Annotated in this window: 12 protein-coding genes, 1 tRNA gene and 1 pseudogene; 8 read left to right on the forward strand and 6 right to left on the reverse strand. The window is 44.7% G+C overall.

Annotation, left to right across the window (positions count from 1 at the left end; all coding sequences use genetic code 11):
• Positions 1-144: 144 nt before the first annotated feature.
• The 4 genes from RDV52_RS04935 to RDV52_RS04950 all read right to left on the reverse strand — a co-directional run bounded on the left by RDV52_RS04935 (position 145) and on the right by RDV52_RS04950 (position 3040).
• Positions 145-507, reverse strand: coding sequence for a GntR family transcriptional regulator (locus RDV52_RS04935; protein ID WP_004362967.1), 363 nt, complete (start codon positions 505-507; stop codon positions 145-147).
• Between the two features lie 77 nt (positions 508-584).
• On the reverse strand, positions 585-1370 hold the full coding sequence (locus RDV52_RS04940) for a hypothetical protein (RefSeq protein WP_223381163.1): 786 nt from the start codon (positions 1368-1370) through the stop codon (positions 585-587).
• A gap of 95 nt (positions 1371-1465) precedes the next feature.
• Positions 1466-2200, reverse strand: coding sequence for a GIN domain-containing protein (locus tag RDV52_RS04945; protein ID WP_004366721.1), 735 nt, complete (start codon positions 2198-2200; stop codon positions 1466-1468).
• Between the two features lie 12 nt (positions 2201-2212).
• Positions 2213-3040, reverse strand: a complete 828-nt coding sequence (locus RDV52_RS04950; protein WP_004366720.1) for an ABC transporter ATP-binding protein — start codon at positions 3038-3040, stop codon at positions 2213-2215.
• Positions 3041-3430: 390 nt separating this feature from the next.
• Here RDV52_RS04950 and argR point away from each other — a divergent pair, with 390 nt between their 5' ends.
• On the forward strand, positions 3431-3910 hold the full coding sequence (gene argR / locus RDV52_RS04955) for an arginine repressor (protein ID WP_036875386.1): 480 nt from the start codon (positions 3431-3433) through the stop codon (positions 3908-3910).
• Between the two features lie 232 nt (positions 3911-4142).
• On the opposite strand, the gene RDV52_RS04960 is transcribed toward argR, so the two are convergent.
• Together RDV52_RS04960 and RDV52_RS04965 are read right to left on the reverse strand one after the other, a co-directional pair.
• A complete protein-coding gene (locus tag RDV52_RS04960; protein ID WP_004366718.1) occupies positions 4143-4937 on the reverse strand; it encodes an ADP-ribosylglycohydrolase family protein in 795 nt (264 codons plus the stop codon).
• A 43-nt stretch (positions 4938-4980) separates the two neighbouring features.
• Positions 4981-5052: transfer RNA gene (locus RDV52_RS04965), tRNA-Arg, on the reverse strand.
• 154 nt (positions 5053-5206) lie between these two features.
• On the opposite strand from RDV52_RS04965, the gene RDV52_RS04970 reads away from it, so the two are divergent.
• The 7 genes and pseudogenes from RDV52_RS04970 to RDV52_RS05000 all read left to right on the forward strand — a co-directional run bounded on the left by RDV52_RS04970 (position 5207) and on the right by RDV52_RS05000 (position 18573).
• Entirely contained in the window at positions 5207-7723 is a 2517-nt protein-coding gene (locus RDV52_RS04970) for a TonB-dependent receptor domain-containing protein (protein ID WP_223381162.1), read from the forward strand.
• Between the two features lie 761 nt (positions 7724-8484).
• A complete protein-coding gene (locus RDV52_RS04975) occupies positions 8485-12936 on the forward strand; it encodes a choice-of-anchor J domain-containing protein (protein WP_004366715.1) in 4452 nt (1483 codons plus the stop codon).
• Between the two features lie 170 nt (positions 12937-13106).
• Positions 13107-15311: a leucine-rich repeat protein gene (locus RDV52_RS04980; RefSeq protein WP_004366714.1), complete on the forward strand. Its 2205-nt coding sequence runs from the start codon at positions 13107-13109 to the stop codon at positions 15309-15311.
• A gap of 135 nt (positions 15312-15446) precedes the next feature.
• Positions 15447-15662, forward strand: coding sequence for a hypothetical protein (locus RDV52_RS04985; RefSeq protein WP_004366712.1), 216 nt, complete (start codon positions 15447-15449; stop codon positions 15660-15662).
• Between the two features lie 193 nt (positions 15663-15855).
• Positions 15856-15990 (forward strand): hypothetical protein, encoded by a 135-nt coding sequence (locus tag RDV52_RS04990; protein WP_023925731.1) that lies wholly within the window; start codon positions 15856-15858, stop codon positions 15988-15990.
• A gap of 7 nt (positions 15991-15997) precedes the next feature.
• Positions 15998-16332: pseudogene (locus RDV52_RS04995) on the forward strand (DUF3408 domain-containing protein).
• A 315-nt stretch (positions 16333-16647) separates the two neighbouring features.
• Positions 16648-18573, forward strand: coding sequence for an Omp28-related outer membrane protein (locus RDV52_RS05000; protein WP_004366709.1), 1926 nt, complete (start codon positions 16648-16650; stop codon positions 18571-18573).
• Positions 18574-18983: the final 410 nt, after the last annotated feature.

Genomic DNA, 18983 nt, shown 5'->3' on the forward strand with positions numbered 1-18983 from the left:
TGTTTCGTTAGTGGTATGGGACGTGTGCAGACAACGGGGTTTTTAATTGCCCGATTTGGGTTAAAGTGTTGCTATAATAGAAAGAAAAGAGAGCAGATTAGCTTTGTTTGCCAATCTGCCCTCTTGTTCGTTGTTATGCGTTTTCTACGCTGTGTGTTGTTCGTTCCACATCTTTTCTATGTCGCTTATGCCTATTCCGAGCAACGACATCTGCCTGAACACTTCCGGCAACAGCTCGTTCACAAACTCTTTCTTGCGTTGTGCCAGTATCTGGGGGCGGGCATCGGGTGCCACGAAGTAGCCCAAGCCCCGCTTGTTGTATATTATTTCTTCGCGGGCGAGCAGTTCGTATGCCTTCACGGCGGTGTTGGTGTTCACTTCCAGCATGATGGCGTACTCCCGAACCGATGGTATCCGGTCGTCAGCCTTATAGTTTTCGGCTATTATTTCGTCGCACAGGCGGTCTGCCATCTGCTCGTATATCGCCTTGTTATTGTTGAAATTCATAATTAAATCGTTTTTTATGTTGATAGCTGGGATTGTGAGTGGGCTGCAAGCAGCCCTTTCTCACAAACAATAACTGTTTAAATATTCAGCCAGCGAGTATTGATGGCCTGCAGTTTGCAGTAAATTCGGTAGGCAAAATAATAGCAAGCACATATTTGAACCATTATTAATGCAATGTTGAACCAAGCGCTTTGCATCCATTCGGGAGTATAGACCACATAGCTTGTGTAGGCGTAAACAACGTAGGCGTAGCCAACAAACATACTGAAAAAGACGATTGAGAGAATGATTATAGCCAAAGTTGTTTTCAGCCAAGCTGTTTTTCTAAAGAGCATTCCGCCCAGCAGGTAGAACGCATTGCCTCCTATGAGCATCAGGGTAAACATTAATCGTACAGGCTTATGAGCTACATTTTCTATAGCAATAATGCTCGTTTCCATCATGCTGTACATCTGTTTGGTAGCATAAAGGCTTATTGAGGCAAACGTTCCTTTGTGTAACAGCATGTTTATAAGCATCTGCAAGATGTCGCCTGCCACGATACCAGCTGCTACGAGTATGAGTACAAGAACAGTAGAAGCCAATACGCGTGCCGTGAACTTCTCGAGGTTGGTAGCTGGCAATACCAGTTCGTCTATACGTTGCTGCTTTGTTTTCAGGTCGCGAATAATGTTCGCACCGTTTACTGTAATGAATACAACTGCGAAGGCGTATATGCTACCCACTACCTGAAAGAACGAGTACGCATACTCAAGTGTTTCTTTTGCTTCGCCACTGAAAGGATTACAAGCAAAGATGCAAATCAAAGCAACAAACAGTGTTATAGCTAAGAAGATGTTGAAGTATTCTTTCTTTCTAAGCATTACAAGCCTTGTGCATACGTTGCCAAATCTTTTTATATTGAAAGTCTCCATATTTATCGTTTTGTTTTTTATTGTTCTACAAGTTCTTTACTTACTTATTTCTGTGCTCGCGTGGTGCGGTCGTCTACACTTCCGTTGCCACTCATAGTACAATTAGGCTTGTTGCGGGTTACGCCAGAGAGCGTTGCAGAACCGTTTCCTTGCATTATAAAGTCTACATCGCCACCCATATCGAAATTAACATCTACCGAAGCGTTGCCCTGTACTTCTGCCTGCATGCGGTCTACGGTTAGGTGTGCGAAGCCCATGTTCATGTTTCCTTGTGCCTTAATCTTTAGTTCTTTCGCTGTAAGACCAGCTATGTCTACACTCGAATTGCCTAACATGCCGAAGCTGACACTATCTGCTGTCATGGCTTTGTCTATGCTCAACGATGCGTTACTCTCCAAGTAGACATTGTGCAGCGTAGGCATCGTGATGTAGACATCGGCTACAAAATCTTCTTTTGTAAGTTTTCCGAAGCGTAGCTCGTTGTCCGGGAAAATGTTGTTTCGTGCATCGTTAATTGTCAAACCGCCTTCCGATTGCTCTACTTCAACACTGCCAACCAGCTTTTGTTTGCCTTTTATCACTACCTTATATGTATCGCCAGGAACTATATGTACCGTTGCATTGCCATAAACGGCAATATCTTGGAACGGTGTAACCTTAACTTCCTTTGTTATAACCTTGCCCAAGTCATGCTTTTTGCGTACGCACGATGTCAGCAACAGTGCGAAAACAAGCATTGAAAGGCACACATTGAATGTAAAACCAAATATCTTTTTCATATCTTTTCCTCCTTATTTATTGTTTAGTTTACCTAAGGTTGCTGCATTGAAGAACAGTTCCAAGTTGATTGTGGTTTCGGGGCTGTCTGCCTTTCTGCGTGCAATTACAGCATTGCCCTGCAGCGATGGCTCGGCGTAGAGCACGTCTTCGCCCATCTCGTTGGCGTTACGGTAAGTAAATTCGTACTGTTTGGCAATCTCTTCTACCGATGCATCGACTATCATCTCCGAGTTATTGAGAATGAAGACGTGGTCTAACAGCTGTTCAACGTCGTGCACTTGGTGCGTAGAGATAATGAGCGACGAGTCAGAAGGGAGGTTTCCGGCTATCACCTTGCGGAAAAGCGCCTTCGAAGGAATGTCCAGTCCGTTTGTTGGCTCGTCCATTAATAGCAATTGACAGCACGAAGCCACTGCGAAACTCATGTAAATCTTCTTCTTCTGTCCCATTGACAGGTGCTTGAAGTTTACATCTGGCTGCATTTCGAAATCTCTGAGGCAGTTCATTAAAATCTCTTCGCTGAAGCGTGGGTAAAAGTCCTGATGGATTTTTACGTACTGCTTCAGCGTGAGATTAGGAAGATTATATTCCTCTGGCACTACATATATCTCGCGAAGCATCTCCGGACGGCGTTCCTTAGCCTCTATTCCATCGACGCAAACATTTCCTTTCTTCGGGTGCAACAATCCAGCTATCAGGTAAAGCAAAGTACTCTTGCCCATACCGTTCTTACCTAACAGACCATAAATGCGATTCTCTTTCAACGTTAAATTCAATCCGTCAAACACCTTGTGCTTGTTTCCGGGATAGTTGAATACTAAGTTCTTTACTTCAATCATAATCGTATTTCATTTTAATTATTATTCTTTTATACGCTATACCACTTCAATAGTACACTGCAAAGATATTGTATTAATAATATACTTCCAAATTTTTAGAGTACTTTTTTATAAAAACAGTGATATTTCTTTATCTCTTCTGCCCTGCAACAGCCTTACACCTTATTATATATAGAGGCAATCATAGAGAACGTTTTGAACATTCTTGTCTTACAGCTTGACTGTAACGGAAATAGCGTACCAAACAATCCGAACAGAATATTTGTAAGCCTTACAAAGGCAAAATCAATAAAAAAACGCATAAAAGACAATATTTATCTCAATAATTCTTGCATAATTGGGAAATTTTGCATATTTTCGCATCAGTGTAACGCATATATTTCTTGTAGTATGAAGGTAAAGACAAGACGATTAGAGACTATTAAAATGCTTATTTCGAGCATGGAGTTAAGTTCGCAGGAAGAGGTTATCAAGGCGTTAGAAAAAGAAGGCTTCAAGCTGACACAAGCCACTTTGAGCCGCGACCTTAAGCAGCTGAAGGTTGCCAAAGCAGCTTCCATGGGTGGGAAATATGTCTACGTGCTTCCGAACGACTCGATGTATAAACGTGTTTCTACGCCTGGAAGAGCGTCGGAAATGCTTCTCCAAAGTGGATATCTGTCTATACAGTTCTCCGGGCAGATGGCAATTATTAAAACACGCCCAGGCTATGCCAGTGCCATTGCCTACAACTTGGACAACAGCGACCTGCCCGAGGTCTTGGGAACGATAGCCGGCGACGACACCATTTTTATTGTTTTCAAGGAGGGTTGCTCGCACGAAGAAGTGTTACAATCGCTTTCCAACGTTATTCCAGAACTGCAGAAATAATGTAAAGAACTTTGCATAGGAAACCAACAACTGCATTTCGGCAATGAAAAAGAGCCTGTTTTGAAGTGCAAAACAGGCTCTTTTACCGTGCAAGACAATGGTTTTTGGAACGCAAAACAGGCACTTTTGTAACACGCTAACTACTAAGTACTTATGCAATCGCTATTTTGGTGATAATTGTTTACGGTTCTATAGCGACTATTTCACCCTTACGCGGATAGTGTACGGAGGGTTATTTGTTTATGTCCGACTGTATTCTGTCGTAGAACTGGGATAGCATTTCCAACATATCGTCGGGCAGATAGCTAAATGCTTTCTCCTCCATCCACTCCGGAATTTCGTAGTATGCCTCGGCAACCGAGCCTGCTATACACGCCTTCGTATCGGTGTCGCCATCGCAAAGCACGGCAAGCCGTATGGTCTCTTCAAAGTTGTTGGCGTCCATAAAGCACCGTAGTGCCATCGGAACCGTTTCCTGACAGGTAGCATCGAAGTGTCCCTGTGCTCCAATCTTGCGTATGTTGCGCATTGGTGGCAGTTCGTAGCCATAGAATTTTTCTATCTTCCGTTCTACATCGGGCTTGGTAAAACGCATGTGGCGCAGCCAACATATAACCTCGGCAATGCACTGTGCCCCTTTTATTCCTTCTTCGTGGCTGTGCGAAACCTCGGCTGTTTTCTTGGCTTCCGCCATCACTTCCTCCCAATCGGAGAAGAGCCAGCCCACCGGACTGACGCGCATTGCCGCACCGTTGCCAAACGAATTGTTGGGCTGAGGGTCGGTTTCGTGCAACCAATCGTCAAACATATTGCCGTATCCGCCCATTGGTGCAGGGTAACGACGGCACCAATCCAAGAGTGCATCCTTATAAGAACGTTCGTTCAGCACCGCATCGGCAATGGCAACAGTACATATTGTATCGTCGGTGTACGAACATTCATCGGTAAAAAGCTCAAAATCCCTTTCTGGTGTAGGTCCGAATTCAAAGCGCGAACCTACAATGTCGCCTATAATAGCTCCAAGCATACAGTGTGATTGTTAAATTATAGCCTTCTAAATACGGTTGTTGTACCCCCGATGAGAATCGAACTCATATTTCAGCTTTAGGAGAGCCGTGTTCTATCCATTGAACTACAAGGGCGTCATGTCTCGGTTTATTGCTGCGTATGGCTCTTTTTCTACGCACATATAATTCTATGCAAAGGTAGCAAAAAAAAGTATTTTTATAGTTGTTAGCACCATTTTTTTCGTTCTGCATTAAACTTTTTGCCACAAAAGAGGTCTTAGATTATATTATGAACAAGATTATTTCGTTTTTGCTACTCTTCGTTTTGAATGTAGCAGTAGCGCTTGCACAAGGCTCGGTAAAGGGCAGAGTGCTGGACAAAAAGACTAACACAGGGTTAGAATTTATAAATGTCGTGATACGGAAGGAAGGGAGCGACAAGATATTAAAAGGTGCCATAACCGACACCGAGGGTCGTTTTGCCATTCCAGACGTGCCCGGCGGAAACTACATACTCACTGCAAGCAGCATTGGATACAAAGATGCGACAAGGAAGTTTAGTCTTACAGAGACTGCACCCAACAAGAGTTTTGCTGCCATTTATATCGCTGAAGATGCCAAATCGCTCGGCGAAGTGGTGGTAACGGCACAGCGTTCGGACATGAAACTCGAGGTAGACCGCAAGACTTTCAGCGTAGACCAGCAGATAGCGAATGCCGGTGGGGTTGCGTCGGACGTGTTAGAGAACATTCCAAGCGTAGAGGTTGATAACGATGGGAACATCTCTTTGCGGGGCAACTCGAGCGTAGAGGTGTGGATTAACGGCAAATCTTCGGGACTAACTGCCGACAACCGTGCCAACATTCTGCAGCAATTGCCTGCCGAAAGCATCGAACGCATTGAGGTAATAGACAACCCCTCGTCGAAGTTTTCGGCAGAAGGCTCGGCTGGCATCATCAATATTGTACTGAAAAGGAACCTTAAGGCTGGCTATTATGGTAGCGTCCAGGCTGGCGGAGATACGCGTGGAGGCTCCAGTACATCGGTTAATGTAAACTACAACAGTCCGCTCATCGACGCATACGCCAATGTGGGCTACCGTCATCGCAAGAAAGAAAGAGGCTCGTGGAGCCATCAAGACAACTTTAACACGAACACTTACCAACAATACAACAGTCGCAGAAAGGAGCAAGGCAACAATCTTTTCACCCGGGCAGGCATCACTTTGCATGCCACAAAGAAGGACGACGTGTCGCTTGGTGGCATGTTCACGTTTGGAAAAAACAAAGACAACAGCAACACGCCCTACGAATACGGAACCATTGGTTCGCCGCTCAACAGCCGTTTAATGCTCCGAAACACGCACGGAGACAACAAGATGCGTATGATGCACGCCGAATTCGACTACCGCCACAACTTCTCCGACAAGCATTTCTTAGACTTCAGCGTGGGCTACGACAAGTGGAAAGCCGACAATATTAACGTTTATCAAGACACAACCACCTACTTCGATGCGGCAGGCAACCCCATGGCAATGCCCGGAGCTACCGGCAGCTACCAATACAAGCCACTGTACGTGAACAACAGGTCGTGGGAAATAAAGCTCGACTACGAGAACCAAATATCGAAAGCACTGCGCCTTCAGGCTGGCTATCAAGCCGACTTGTCGAAAGAAAACACTCCTCAGGAGAGTTTCGTAGATGCCAACAGTTATGCCGGATACAATCCTGTGGAAGACCAACGCTACTACAATCGTTTCATATACAAAAACAACATACACGCATTCTACACCACCTTGTCGTACAATGCGGGCAAATTCGGACTGATGGCAGGCTTGCGCGGCGAGTACTGGAAGGTGAACACGGAAAGCCATTCGTGGGCACAAGAGCACGATGCAAGCCTCCGCGACAAGCCTTTCAAGAAAGATTACTTCCAGCTTTTCCCCAGCATATTCATGAGTTACCAGCTTACGAAGAACGACCAGCTACAGCTCAACTACACCAGACGGCTGCGCCGACCATGGGGCGGAGAGCTCAACTCGTTCCGGAACACGAGCGACGCCACTGTAATATCGTCTGGTAACCCGGAGCTGACGCCGGAATACAGCAACTCGTTCTCGCTGAACTATCTGCGTACATGGCGCGAACACTCGCTGCTTGTATCGGCTTACTGTCGTCCAACCACCGACGTGATGCAGCGCATAACCTACCGCAGTCCTGCCGATGGGCTGCTCTATCAAACCAGCTTCAACGTTGCCAAGAGCACATCAACGGGTCTGGAACTTACGGCAAGAAACCGCTTGTTCCGCATTCTGAACCTTTCCACATCGGCTAACTTCTACTATTACAAGCTGAATGGCTTTGCTTTCGATATTGATGGGCAAACCGTTACAGGCGAAGGCAATAGCAATTTTACATGGAATGCACGCATGCAAGCCAGCTTTATGCTACCTTACGACATGTCGGTGCAGCTTACCGGCAACTACAACAGTCGCCAGAGCCTTGCCCAAGGCTACAGATCGCCAAATGGGAGTGTAGATTTCGGTTTCAGAAAAAGCTTCTTGAACAAGCAGTTAGTATTCTCTGTGAACTGCCGTGACTTGTTCAATACTCGTAAACGGAAGACTTACACGCACAGCGACACCTTTACACGAAACCAAGAGAACTGGCGAATAGGGCGTACTGTCCGCCTTACGCTTACCTGGAACTTTGGCAATGCGAAGAAGAACAAGAAGAAAGACAGCCAAATGGAAATGGACGACGACTTCGGAAGTCAGCCTTACGGGAACAGCGGAGGCGGCAACTGACCCTCATTTCCTTTACTACATGCAAGCTGAAAGGGCATGTCCGTCGGACGCAGACATGCCCTTTTGCTATGGCAGAATACCAATAAACAAAGATGAGATGCCGTGTCTGTACAGCGTCTGGAGTGTATTTAAGTGTAGTTTGTGGCAGTTCAGAACACTGCTTCCAATCATTCTGAACTCTACGACAATAGTTTTGAATATCGTCAGCAGCAGCTTCAGACACCGTCAGACAGCATTCCCAGCAAATTATCAAAGCCGTGATAAATATTTTTCATGACTGTAATAAACATTTATCAAAGCTGTGATAAATATTTTTTACATCTTTGATAATTCCACAGCACCATGATTTGATGAACCCTTCTGTACTAATCAAACGTATCAATTTAGCCACTTGCAAGATGCAAGAAGCGGACTGACCTGAGACGACAACATAGATAGCAGATTGGCAAGATAGAACCATCGTCGCACGAGAAATAAAATAAAGTTGCACGAAAACGGCAATATTTGTCAATAAAATTTGGTTTTTAATTACGATTATTATATCTTTGCAGACATCTGAATATCTTTTTGTACATCACATAAAACATTGCTATTATGAAAAAAGCCTATTTATTTGCATTACTTGTATAGGTTACTCGTTAGGACAGACCTATTGCCCGACGTGTCTATTCCATCGGGACTCGCTTTGTAAACACTGATAGACAACACGCTTGTAGCCTGCTACAAGTATCCTGGATTTATAATTTTTATCTTAATCAGACATGAAAAGAAAAAAGCATTTTCTCACCGTCATCGCCTTTGTCAGCACAATGAGCCTGTCGGTATCGGCACAAACCATGCCGGAACAAGAAGCACCCTTCCGGTTAAAGAAGGTGTTGCCACAACAGAAAAAGACAGACGCGAAGTTTAAAGAGGTAAAAAACTTCCCGCTGTTAAACCAAATGATGCTCGCCCAACCTAAACCTTCGCTGTTGCGCGAGCCTGCAGATGCAGCCAGACTGTATGCTCCCCGATTTGCAAGCAGTCCGCTTTCGGTCCTGCCCAACCTCGAGATGTGGGCAAATATCCTTTCAAACAACTTCGTGGGCATCTGTTGGTTCAATCCCACAGAGCACATTTCGTTCACTCCTTTGGCTGGATACGAGAAGGGATACTTCAATGCAGGCAGCGGACTTGCCGAAGATGCAGAGCAACTGCACGGCATCTACCTCGACACAACCTACTCCGGCTGGGGCATCATTCTGGTGGTTCACTTTGCGTGGGACACCCGGACGTGGGAGATGATAGGCGAACCTGAAGTGATAAGGGACTACCGTGTTGTGGCAACCGAGACTGCCAACGACCCACAGACGGGCGAAGTGTTCGGGCAGTTCTACAATGCCGACCTTACACGCAGGGAGTTTGGTGTGATAGATTACCAGACGATGACACGGACAACCATCGGACAATCGGCACATCAATACGTCGCAATGGGTATCACAAGCGACGGCGAAGCATACGGCGTAGCCACCGATGGCAACTTCTACCATATTAATCGCACAACAGGAAAGGAAACCCTGAAAGGCTCAACAGGCATACAAGTGGCACGCCACGACGGCAATGCCTACTTCCAGAGTGGAGAAATAGACCCACGCACCGACGAGTTCTACTGGGCATCGGTAGACTCTACGGGCTTGTCTATGCTGTATACGGTGGACTTAGCCGACGGACATCTTACGCAAGTTGCTCCGCTGGGCAACACCAACGTTATGGCATTGACCATTCCTGCCCCCAAGGCTGCCGACAAAGCACCTGCATCTGTGGGTGCACTCAGCTGCGAGTTTGCAGGCGCATCGCTTACGGGCAAGATTAAGTTCCGTGCCCCCGACGAAACTTTCGGTGGCAAATCGTTGTATGGAACACTCGATTATAGCATTACGAGCAACAAGAACGAAGTGGCAACAGGTACCGTTCAGGCGGGCGACATGTGCGAAGCCACGGTTACTCTGCCCGAAGGAATAAACAAGATAGCCGTAACTGTAAGCAACAACGTAGGTCGCAGTCCGAAGAAGAAGAAAGAGGTTTACATAGGTTTCGACACACCACTGCCTGCAAAGGACGTCCGACTCAATATTGATGCAGCCAACCATGCAACCCTAAACTGGACTGCTCCAACCAAAGGAACGCACGGTGGTTATCTCGGTTCGCTGAAGTACGACATCTACAAAGTAGTAGACGGCGACACCATTCTCATTGCTACCGATATCGAAGGAACTACATACAGCGAAAACATTCCAGCCGACTTGCTAAAGAAATACACCTACGCTGTCAGGGCAAAGAACGAGAAACACCAGAGCATGCTCGCATTGAGCAACGGACAAACTGTAGGAAGCGCATTCAGAGTACCCTACTTCGACGACTTCTTGACAGAGGCTGACGCAGAGCTATACACTATTATTGATGCAAACCATGACGGTACAACGTGGAAGTGGCTTAGCGGAAGCACCAACTGTTTCTTCTATAAGCATAGCTCAATAAAGGGTAACGACTGGCTCATTACGCCTGCCATACATCTTAAAGGTGGTAAGAACTATAAGCTTAGCTTCCGCGCACGTGCCGGATTGGAGAACTATCCTGAACGCATTGAGGTGAAGTGGGGTAATGGAAACAAGGCATCGGACATGACCAACGAACTGTTGCCGCCTACCGATTTGGCATCGATAAGCTACCAAACTTATGGCAACACATTCTCGCCAGCTGCCGATGGCGACTATCATTTCGGCTTCCACGCTATATCAGATGCAGAAACATACTTCCTTTATATGGACTCTCTGTCCATCGAATCGGCAGAAAATACAAGACCTGCAGCTGTAACCGGACTAAAGGCAACGCCCGATCCGTCTGGTGCACTCAAGGCAAACTTCACGTTTAAGACGCCTGCTAAGACTGCCAACGGAGCAACACTATCGGCTATTTCGAAGGTTGAAATTCGCAAAGGCAACTATATTGTAAAAACAATAAATAACCCAGCAACAAGAACAACCATTACTGCGACCGACGATAAAGCAGCAAGGGGCAAGAACGAATATGCCATTATAGCCTTTAATGGAGACGAACCCGGCGAACGGGCAACTGCCAAAGTGTATGTAGGCATAGACAAGCCAGATGTTCCTTCGGTGCGTGTCATAGACCAAACCACTTCGGCTAAAATAACATGGCAGCACATAAAGGGTGCTAACGGAGGCGTGATTGTTCCAGCAGAAGTAAGATACGATATATATAATGTAACGGATGCTGGAGCTGTTGGCGAGAAGATTGGTTCGGTACAAGGTGGCACAGAATATCTTGTAAACGGGCTACAGAACAACGAAGGCGTGCAAGACTACAAGCAATGGGCTGTTAATGCCAACACGTCGATGGGTTCGAGCCTTTACGGTGTGGGTGCAATCGTGGTTGGAACTCCTTATATGCTTCCATTCCACAATAGTTTTAAAGACCTGTCGCTCGAAAATCAGTTCTTCGCAATCGAGCGTCCTAACAAGGAAATATCATGGGATATCGTTAACGACAGAACGGTTGATAACGATGGTGGAGCTATTGTTTTCAGTCCATCAAGAGCCGGAACTGCTGCCATTGTTACAGGAAAAATTAGTCTGCAAGGTGCTGCTTCGCCGAAATTCCTATTCGACTATTATGCACAACCGGGCACAAAAGGTTCGTTAGCCATCGAATTAGTAAAACAAGATGGAACTTCTATAAACTTCTGGACACACGATCTGTCAGCCGAAACTACGGGTACAGCAAAATGGAATCATGTAATACTCGACTTGCCAACTGAACTTTTAAGTCTGGATTACTTCCGAATCAGAATACGTGGCATGGCAACTGCCCCGCTCGGGGACACCCCAATATATGTAGATAACATCAATGTTATAGACCCGTTACAAAAAGATGCTGCCATAACAATGAATGCGGTAGAGAGCGTAAAGAAGGGGCAGCCTGTTAATCTTGACGTCAGAGTCACCAATGCAGGACTCGACAACATTCGCGGTTCAAAGCTTATTGTTACAGCAAACGGGAAGGAAGTGTACACATCTACCATCGATCAGGACCTTCTATTAATGCAACAGGCAAAGATACCTGTAGCCGTTAAGACTACATCGTTAGACCAATCGCAGGAAATGAAGCTTACCGCCACAGTTGAAATGGAAAACGACCTCGAAACAAACAATAACACTGCCAGTGCGACTGTACGACTGATTGCAGCAAAACTTGCAGGTCCGACAGACCTTAAAGCTACAGCTACTGGTGAAAACAAAGTGAAACTGACGTGGAAAGCACCATACATTGAAACAAATGTAATGGAAGACAATTTTGAAAACTATGCTGCATGGTCTACCACCTTTGGCGACTGGACAACTGTTGATGCCGACAATGGATACGCAGGTGCACTCTCGGAGAAGGGAACTTATCCGCACCAGGACGAGAAGTTCGCCTTCGTAAACTGGCAACCAAGCGATGTTTTCGGGGCAGGACAAGGTCTGGCGCCACACTCTGGCAAACGTGCAGCCGTCTCTATCTACCAGTTCAATAAGGGCGGAACAGAGTACATCGATGCCAACAACTGGCTTATCAGCCCGTTACTGTCGGGCAAAGAGCAGACCATTCACTTCTGGGTAAACAATATCAAGTCGGAAACGAACGGGCGAGAAACATTCGATGTCTTGGCATCGTCTACAGGAACCGATACGCTGAACTTCGTAAAAATAGGCGATACATACGTGCAAGAGTCTGCAAAATGGACAGAAATTAGTGTGAAACTGCCTGCTGGAACACGTTATTTCGCCATTCATCAGAACACGTCGAAAGAACAAGCATCTATCTTTATGGTAGACGATGCAAGTTTCGAAACGGGCAATATTCTTACAAGCTACAACATCTATTGCGATAAAGTGTATCGTGGTAATACTGTAGAAACAAACTTCACAGATGTAGTAGACCTTGCCAATGCTTTCCACAATTATAGCGTTACAGCTGTATACCTTGACGGTTCAGAGTCGGCACCAGTAACTTTGGAAGTTGCATCAGGTATAGATACCATCAACAGAAGCGAAACCCTATCCTACGATGTTTACTCTGTTGACGGCATCTTAGTGTGCAAGAAATCAGAAAGTCTACGACATTTACACCCTGGCATCTACATTGTAAACGGCAAAAAGTGCATTCTGAAATAACATTCACATAAAGCTCGCACATAATATTATAGTTGATGCGGATTCAATCTATTGAGGACTGGCCGCCACAAAAGGTCAGTCTTCAATTATTTCTCTATTTATAGATATCGGGATTTATCATTAATCGCTTGTGAATTATCACTTATATGTCTAATTAAATCATCACAGTTATGAGAAAAACTTATTTACTTACATTACTTGTATCTTTGTTATTCTGCTACACTTCAAGGGCGCAAACAACAAAAACAGTAGATGTTGCACAGCCTGGAACATTATCCTCAGCACTTGGTGAAGAACTGAAGACAGTCAAAGACCTGACTGTTACAGGGAAAATCAATGCTGCCGACATTGAGGGACTTATACAGGCAAGTGCGCTCGAAGTGTTAAACCTCACAGATGTAGCCATCGTGGACGCCGAAGGAAAAGCAACGACGGCATTTCCAGGCTACACATTGCGCAAGCACCCTACACTGACGACACTTAGTTTACCTAAGACGATAACGACAATTGGGAGCGGTGCATTCTTCAAATGCCAGAAACTAAAGAAGGTTGTATTACCGCAAACCATAAAGAAACTGAACGAAACCGTCTTTATGAGTTGCTCCGCCCTGTCTGACATTAACTTCCCCGATGGATTGGAAAGCATCGGAAGAAATGCACTTTATATGACTGCCATTACCGAATTTACTGCTCCAAAGGCGTTAAAGACACTGGGCGACAATGCTCTATACGGCACGCAAATAACGAAAGCTGTATTGAATGACAGATTAGAGAAGATTGGGCAAGCCTCGTTTGCAGCTTGCAAACAACTTGCAAAGATTGAAATCGAAAACAATCCGAACTTCAAACTTGTAGACGGTGTGCTGTATAGTGCCGACGAAACCACGCTTGTAGCTTATCCGCTGGCGGACAAAAGAGCATTGTACAAAACGCTGCCGACCGTTACAACCATCTATCAAGGTATATTCGAAGGTGCTGTGAACCTAAAAGATATCTACATAAACGAAGGAGTTAAAACCATTCCCGTCAGTCTGTGCTGCAACACCGAAGCATTGGAGCGTATGTATTGGCCGGCTACCCTTACAGATGTGAAGGCCGGAGCAATAGACGGCTGCAAGAAATTACGCGAGCTGCACGTTGCTGCCACTAAGGCACCGGCAGCAGACACGGGTGCATTCGGCGTTATGTTCAAGAACTACACAGCTTATCTTTATGTACCTTTCGGAGCAAAGGCAAGCTACGAGGCGAATGAGGAATGGAATGAAAACTTCTTGGGAATCATAGAAGAAAGCACCGAACCCAACACGGTTGTATTCAGAACCAATAAGGCTGTGGGCAGCGTACTCGCACTGAAAGTAGCTGCGAAAGAGGGAGAGGAAATTAAAATAAAGGGAGCATCGTACAACGAGAAGGACGAACTGATGCTTACAGACACCGAAGTTACACTTTACGGAAAGATGACAAAGATTGATTGCAGCAGCAACCAACTTGCATCAATCGTCATCACCAATCAGCCACAACTGCGCGAACTTTATTGCGACGACAACGAACTGACAACTATAAAGGTGAACTATGTGCCCGCGCTTGCCACGTTTTATTGCGGCAATAACAAGGAGCTGGCAGACATAGACCTCAAGTCGATGCCTGCACTCGCCGATTTCAGTTGCTACGGCAATAAGATAAGGAAACTCGACCTTAGCCTGAACCCAATGCTGACATCGCTCATCTGTCGCGACAACCTTATCGAAGGAACGCTCGACCTCAGCAAAAACCCAAAGGTGGAGCAAGTGAACTGCTATAATAATATGATTTCAGAAATCAGATTAGCGGCGGAACCAGCCCTGCGCCACATGGAAATGCAGCGCAACAACATCAGGGGCGCAGCCATGACCAGCCTCATAAAGGCACTGCCAAAATATGTGGCTTACGGTTCAGACGAATGGGACGACTACGGAGGACTCAACCTGCAAGGTCTATATGTTACAGAAACATCAGGCACACTCGAAAAGAACGTAGCACTCGTAAGCGATGTCAAGATTGCCAAAGACAAGAAATGGCCCGTGTTTGCGCTGAATATCGACGATTACGGTACATCTGCACCAAAACCATACGATGGGGTAGACCCGACAGGCGTCAATGCCACCGCCGCAGCAAGTACAGTTAAGGTCTATGTTACCCATGGCACTGTATTCGCAGAAGGCATTGCCGATGGCGAAACCGTAACACTCTACACTGCCGACGGCATGATTTCCGACAAGACCGTAAGCCGCAACGGCACGGCACAGCTCAACGCACAAGGTGCAGGAGTGTATATCGTGAAGTGGGCAGACTGCACTGTGAAAGTCATAGTCGCGACTGAGAAGGTTGTTGCCTAATGGATATTACAGAGAAGATGTTTCATATCTTGAATCACATGGATATAGTATTTCAGACATAGTCAGCGATGGTTTAAAAGGTCTTCGCGAAGAGTTTCTTATGTACAGATTCTAATACTGCCAGTTCCATCAGGTATGATTGTAAGGACGAAACTTACATTGCAGCCCAAATTAGAAGTGTCACAAGAGTTGCTTGCCATGGCTAAATTACTCTGCCATACAGACAAGAATGCTTTCGTAGGAGCATTAACTGTATGGCATGAGAATATGCAGGACTCATCAACGAACGGGCAAAGGGATCAGACGGGACGACACATTACGTGCATAAGAAAACAAGAAGCGCATATATGAGCTTAAAGAGAAACACGCCCTGGTTGTGTCTATGATTTTTCTGAACGGAAAATCAACGAATTTCATGTTTGCCGTGTCCGTGAGCAGCAGAAGTTGAAAACATTGAAATCGCAGGAACAGATAGAAGCATCGACAGCTATACCAGATGAAAACAAGAAACCAAAACAAGTCAAATATAAAATCAGATAGAATCATGGAAAAGAAAACAAATATAACAGAGAAAGACCTTTCATTGTTCTTGGGAAACCAAGAGGATGAGATAGACGATGAGAACATGACACAGACGAAAGCTCAATCCGCTCCTATCTATGGAGGAAACAACAATTGAAGCAGGAATGAAGAAGGACTGTATTACTCAAGGAGAAGCAGACATTACTTCTAAGCAATCCGAGTATACACGGAACACAGAGAACACGACAACTCAAAGACGCATCAGTGCCAAGATGAGGAAAGAAACACTGGAAGCCTACAAGCAGACTTTTCTCTTTCCCATTAAACTGAGCGACCGAAAGGCACCCCATCTGAGAGTAGGGAAACACAGGAGCGTGCCGACTTCATCATGCGCAGGTTGGACGACAGAGACAGCAACCTTTCAAGTTTCGTAGAAAACATTATCTGCCAACATTTGGAGAAATACGGTGAGGACATAGGAAAATGGAGAAGGCTGTAAGCCGTAAGAAAATGGCAGACGGTTTTCTCGAAAAAGGTGGCATAATGGACATTTCAGTACGCTTCTACTCGCAGTAGGTTCTACAAATAGAGGTGAATTTTTTAAAAAACATTCAAAAAAAATAGTTATTTCGTTTTTTATTTGTACTTTTGTCATGTCATCATATTATATTAACTGTTACAAGAAGAGGAGGTTGAATAGCTTTTATGATATGAAGATAGACTGGAGACAACTACGCGGCTTCTATAGAATAGGGTCGTTTTAATAAAAAACCAGAAGAAGTAATAAATCGAATATTAACTAAACCAAAAACAAATGAAGAAACTTCTATTATCATGCATTGCTTTTGCAATGACAATCGCAGCTACTGCGCAGAACGGTAGCTTGAAAGTAACCGAGGCTGAACCTAATCTCGCTCAACCAATCAGCTCTGTAATGTCTCATAGCAATCTTAAGGCTACAAGAGCAAATTTACCTGCAAACCAACGCTACATGGGTAATTACACCAGCGATAACTACAACAACAAGGGTGTAGGCTTTACACAGAACGAAGGCAAACTGACCGTTCTTACCCCCATTAACGGAGATATTGCCAAGACTTTCGACAAAGGTAAGGTTGTTGGTATGCGTGTTGCAATACCTGCCAACGGTGTCGGCGCTATAACAGCAAAGCTATTTACCTACAAGAAAGCAGGTGCTAATATTCAATATACGATGGTAGCTGAAAAGGAAATTGCCAGTGCCAAGAAAGGTTGGAACGACGTTAAGTTCGACACTCCTTACGAACTTGACCTCTCTAAAATGGAGGGTGTGATGTTAGGATTCACCTATACACAGAAGAAAGGTTCATCAGAAGAGTGCTATCCTATCGCATTATTGAAGGAAGGAACAATTGAAATAACATACGCTGCCATGGATGGCAGTACCCAATTGTACGACTTCAAATCAACGAAGTATGGAAACCTTTGTGTTCAGGCCATAGTAGAGAAGAACTATCCAGCTAAGGATATCATTCTCCACAACGTTACATTCAACAAGTTTACAAAGGCTTCAAGCAACTCAAAGTTCACTGTAAACGTCAGCAACTTTGGTACGACAACTATCAATTCTTTCACTTTAACAGCTTCAATTGATGGTAATCAGGTTAAGGAACAGACTGTCAATGGTACTGTTAATGGCGATATAAAGGCTTGTGTCGTAGAAGTTCCTACAACAGGAGTAGCATTAGGCGCACACAAAATTAAGTTTGCTATCACAAAAGTTGATGGTACTGCACCAACAGGAAACACTGCAAACGATGCTTACGAGTCTGATATAAACCTTTACGAAACAGCTCTTAAGAGACAAAAGCAGCTTGTAGAACAATTCACTTCCATAACTTGTACTTGGTGTCCTACTGGTTCTAGATTCTTGAAGCACCTGCAAGACAAGCGTCAAGATTTAGCTTGGATTGCTCTTCATGGTCCATTGGGAAACAAGGATCCTTATCAAACAAACCAAAGTCTTGCCATTATGAAGGCACTTGGTGTCAACGGTTATCCGATAGCAACGTTCAACAGAAGCTTTATTGAGGGCGAGCTTACAATGGTTATGACTATTCAAGAGAAGAACTACGCCCAAGCTGTAGCAAGCTTCAACAAGATTTTTACTCAAACAGACGAAGAATTTCCTGCATTCGTAAACCTTGATATTACTGCTAATGCTGACAAAGATGCAGGTACTGGCAAGGACAAATTGGTTGTAAAAGTTAAGGGAACAGGTGTTAAGAAAGCTGCTGACTTCCTTAAAGACTATGCACTTTACGTTTATGTAACAGAAGATGGCATTGTTGGTCCACAGATTGATAAGGGACAAACGATTAAGAAATATGTTCACAACAACACGTTCCGTCAGTGCTTGACAAATATTTATGGTGACAACATCAATTGGAATGGCGACAACTTCGACCAACAACTCACTTACGATATCCCTAAAGATCAGTTGGCAGCCAATATGCATGTAGTTGCATTTGTAGCTCCTAAGTTGGGCAACAGTGCTACTCCTATGTCAGAACTCGTAGTGAACCAGACCAATATGGTTCCTGTTACAGTTACTGCAGGCATTGAAAATACAAACGCAGATGCAGACAACGAAATTGTTGCTCGCTACAACCTTGCTGGTCAGAAGATAGATACTGCACAGAAAGGTGTAAATATCGTGAAGTACAAGAACGGTAAAGTAATGAAGGTTATTGTAAAATAAGATAAGAAAACAATACCTTAATGATAATAGTTAGTATTGTTGGCCAATATAACTGACACGCTAACTAAAGCCAAAAACGTTTAGACGTAGAAGCAAAAACAATAAGAAAGGGCTGGATTCCGAACGAGGAATCCAGCCTATTTTTAGGTTCTTCAGTTAAATGCGTAGACGACTGTCATGTAGAGCGTATAGTTTTAACGTGAAGAACTCATCATTTCTAAATCCATACACTTGGGCACTGTCATAAAAAATTGTGTAAGTCCCATTTTCTGTTATTTTTTTTACTTTATACAAAGATAAGAAAAATATGGGCTTACACACTTTTTAGGACACTACCGATTTACATTACTCTTATCCACGCTGGTCTTTTTCGGTATCAGAAACGTGGTAAATCACGCCTTTACACGTAC

The organism is Prevotella nigrescens (assembly GCF_031191185.1).
In the GTDB taxonomy this organism is placed as follows: domain Bacteria; phylum Bacteroidota; class Bacteroidia; order Bacteroidales; family Bacteroidaceae; genus Prevotella; species Prevotella nigrescens.

What these genes read in the sequence shown, in the direction of transcription:
- RDV52_RS04935 (WP_004362967.1), bottom strand. Translation starts at nt 507, where the DNA reads ATGAATTTCAACAATAACAAGGCGATATACGAGCAGATGGCAGACCGC.
- RDV52_RS04940 (WP_223381163.1), bottom strand. Translation starts at nt 1,370, where the DNA reads ATGCTTAGAAAGAAAGAATACTTCAACATCTTCTTAGCTATAACACTG.
- RDV52_RS04945 (WP_004366721.1), bottom strand. Translation starts at nt 2,200, where the DNA reads ATGAAAAAGATATTTGGTTTTACATTCAATGTGTGCCTTTCAATGCTT.
- RDV52_RS04950 (WP_004366720.1), bottom strand. Translation starts at nt 3,040, where the DNA reads ATGATTGAAGTAAAGAACTTAGTATTCAACTATCCCGGAAACAAGCAC.
- argR (WP_036875386.1), top strand. Translation starts at nt 3,431, where the DNA reads ATGAAGGTAAAGACAAGACGATTAGAGACTATTAAAATGCTTATTTCG.
- RDV52_RS04960 (WP_004366718.1), bottom strand. Translation starts at nt 4,937, where the DNA reads ATGCTTGGAGCTATTATAGGCGACATTGTAGGTTCGCGCTTTGAATTC.
- RDV52_RS04970 (WP_223381162.1), top strand. Translation starts at nt 5,207, where the DNA reads ATGAACAAGATTATTTCGTTTTTGCTACTCTTCGTTTTGAATGTAGCA.
- RDV52_RS04975 (WP_004366715.1), top strand. Translation starts at nt 8,485, where the DNA reads ATGAAAAGAAAAAAGCATTTTCTCACCGTCATCGCCTTTGTCAGCACA.
- RDV52_RS04980 (WP_004366714.1), top strand. Translation starts at nt 13,107, where the DNA reads ATGAGAAAAACTTATTTACTTACATTACTTGTATCTTTGTTATTCTGC.
- RDV52_RS04985 (WP_004366712.1), top strand. Translation starts at nt 15,447, where the DNA reads ATGATTGTAAGGACGAAACTTACATTGCAGCCCAAATTAGAAGTGTCA.
- RDV52_RS04990 (WP_023925731.1), top strand. Translation starts at nt 15,856, where the DNA reads ATGGAAAAGAAAACAAATATAACAGAGAAAGACCTTTCATTGTTCTTG.
- RDV52_RS05000 (WP_004366709.1), top strand. Translation starts at nt 16,648, where the DNA reads ATGAAGAAACTTCTATTATCATGCATTGCTTTTGCAATGACAATCGCA.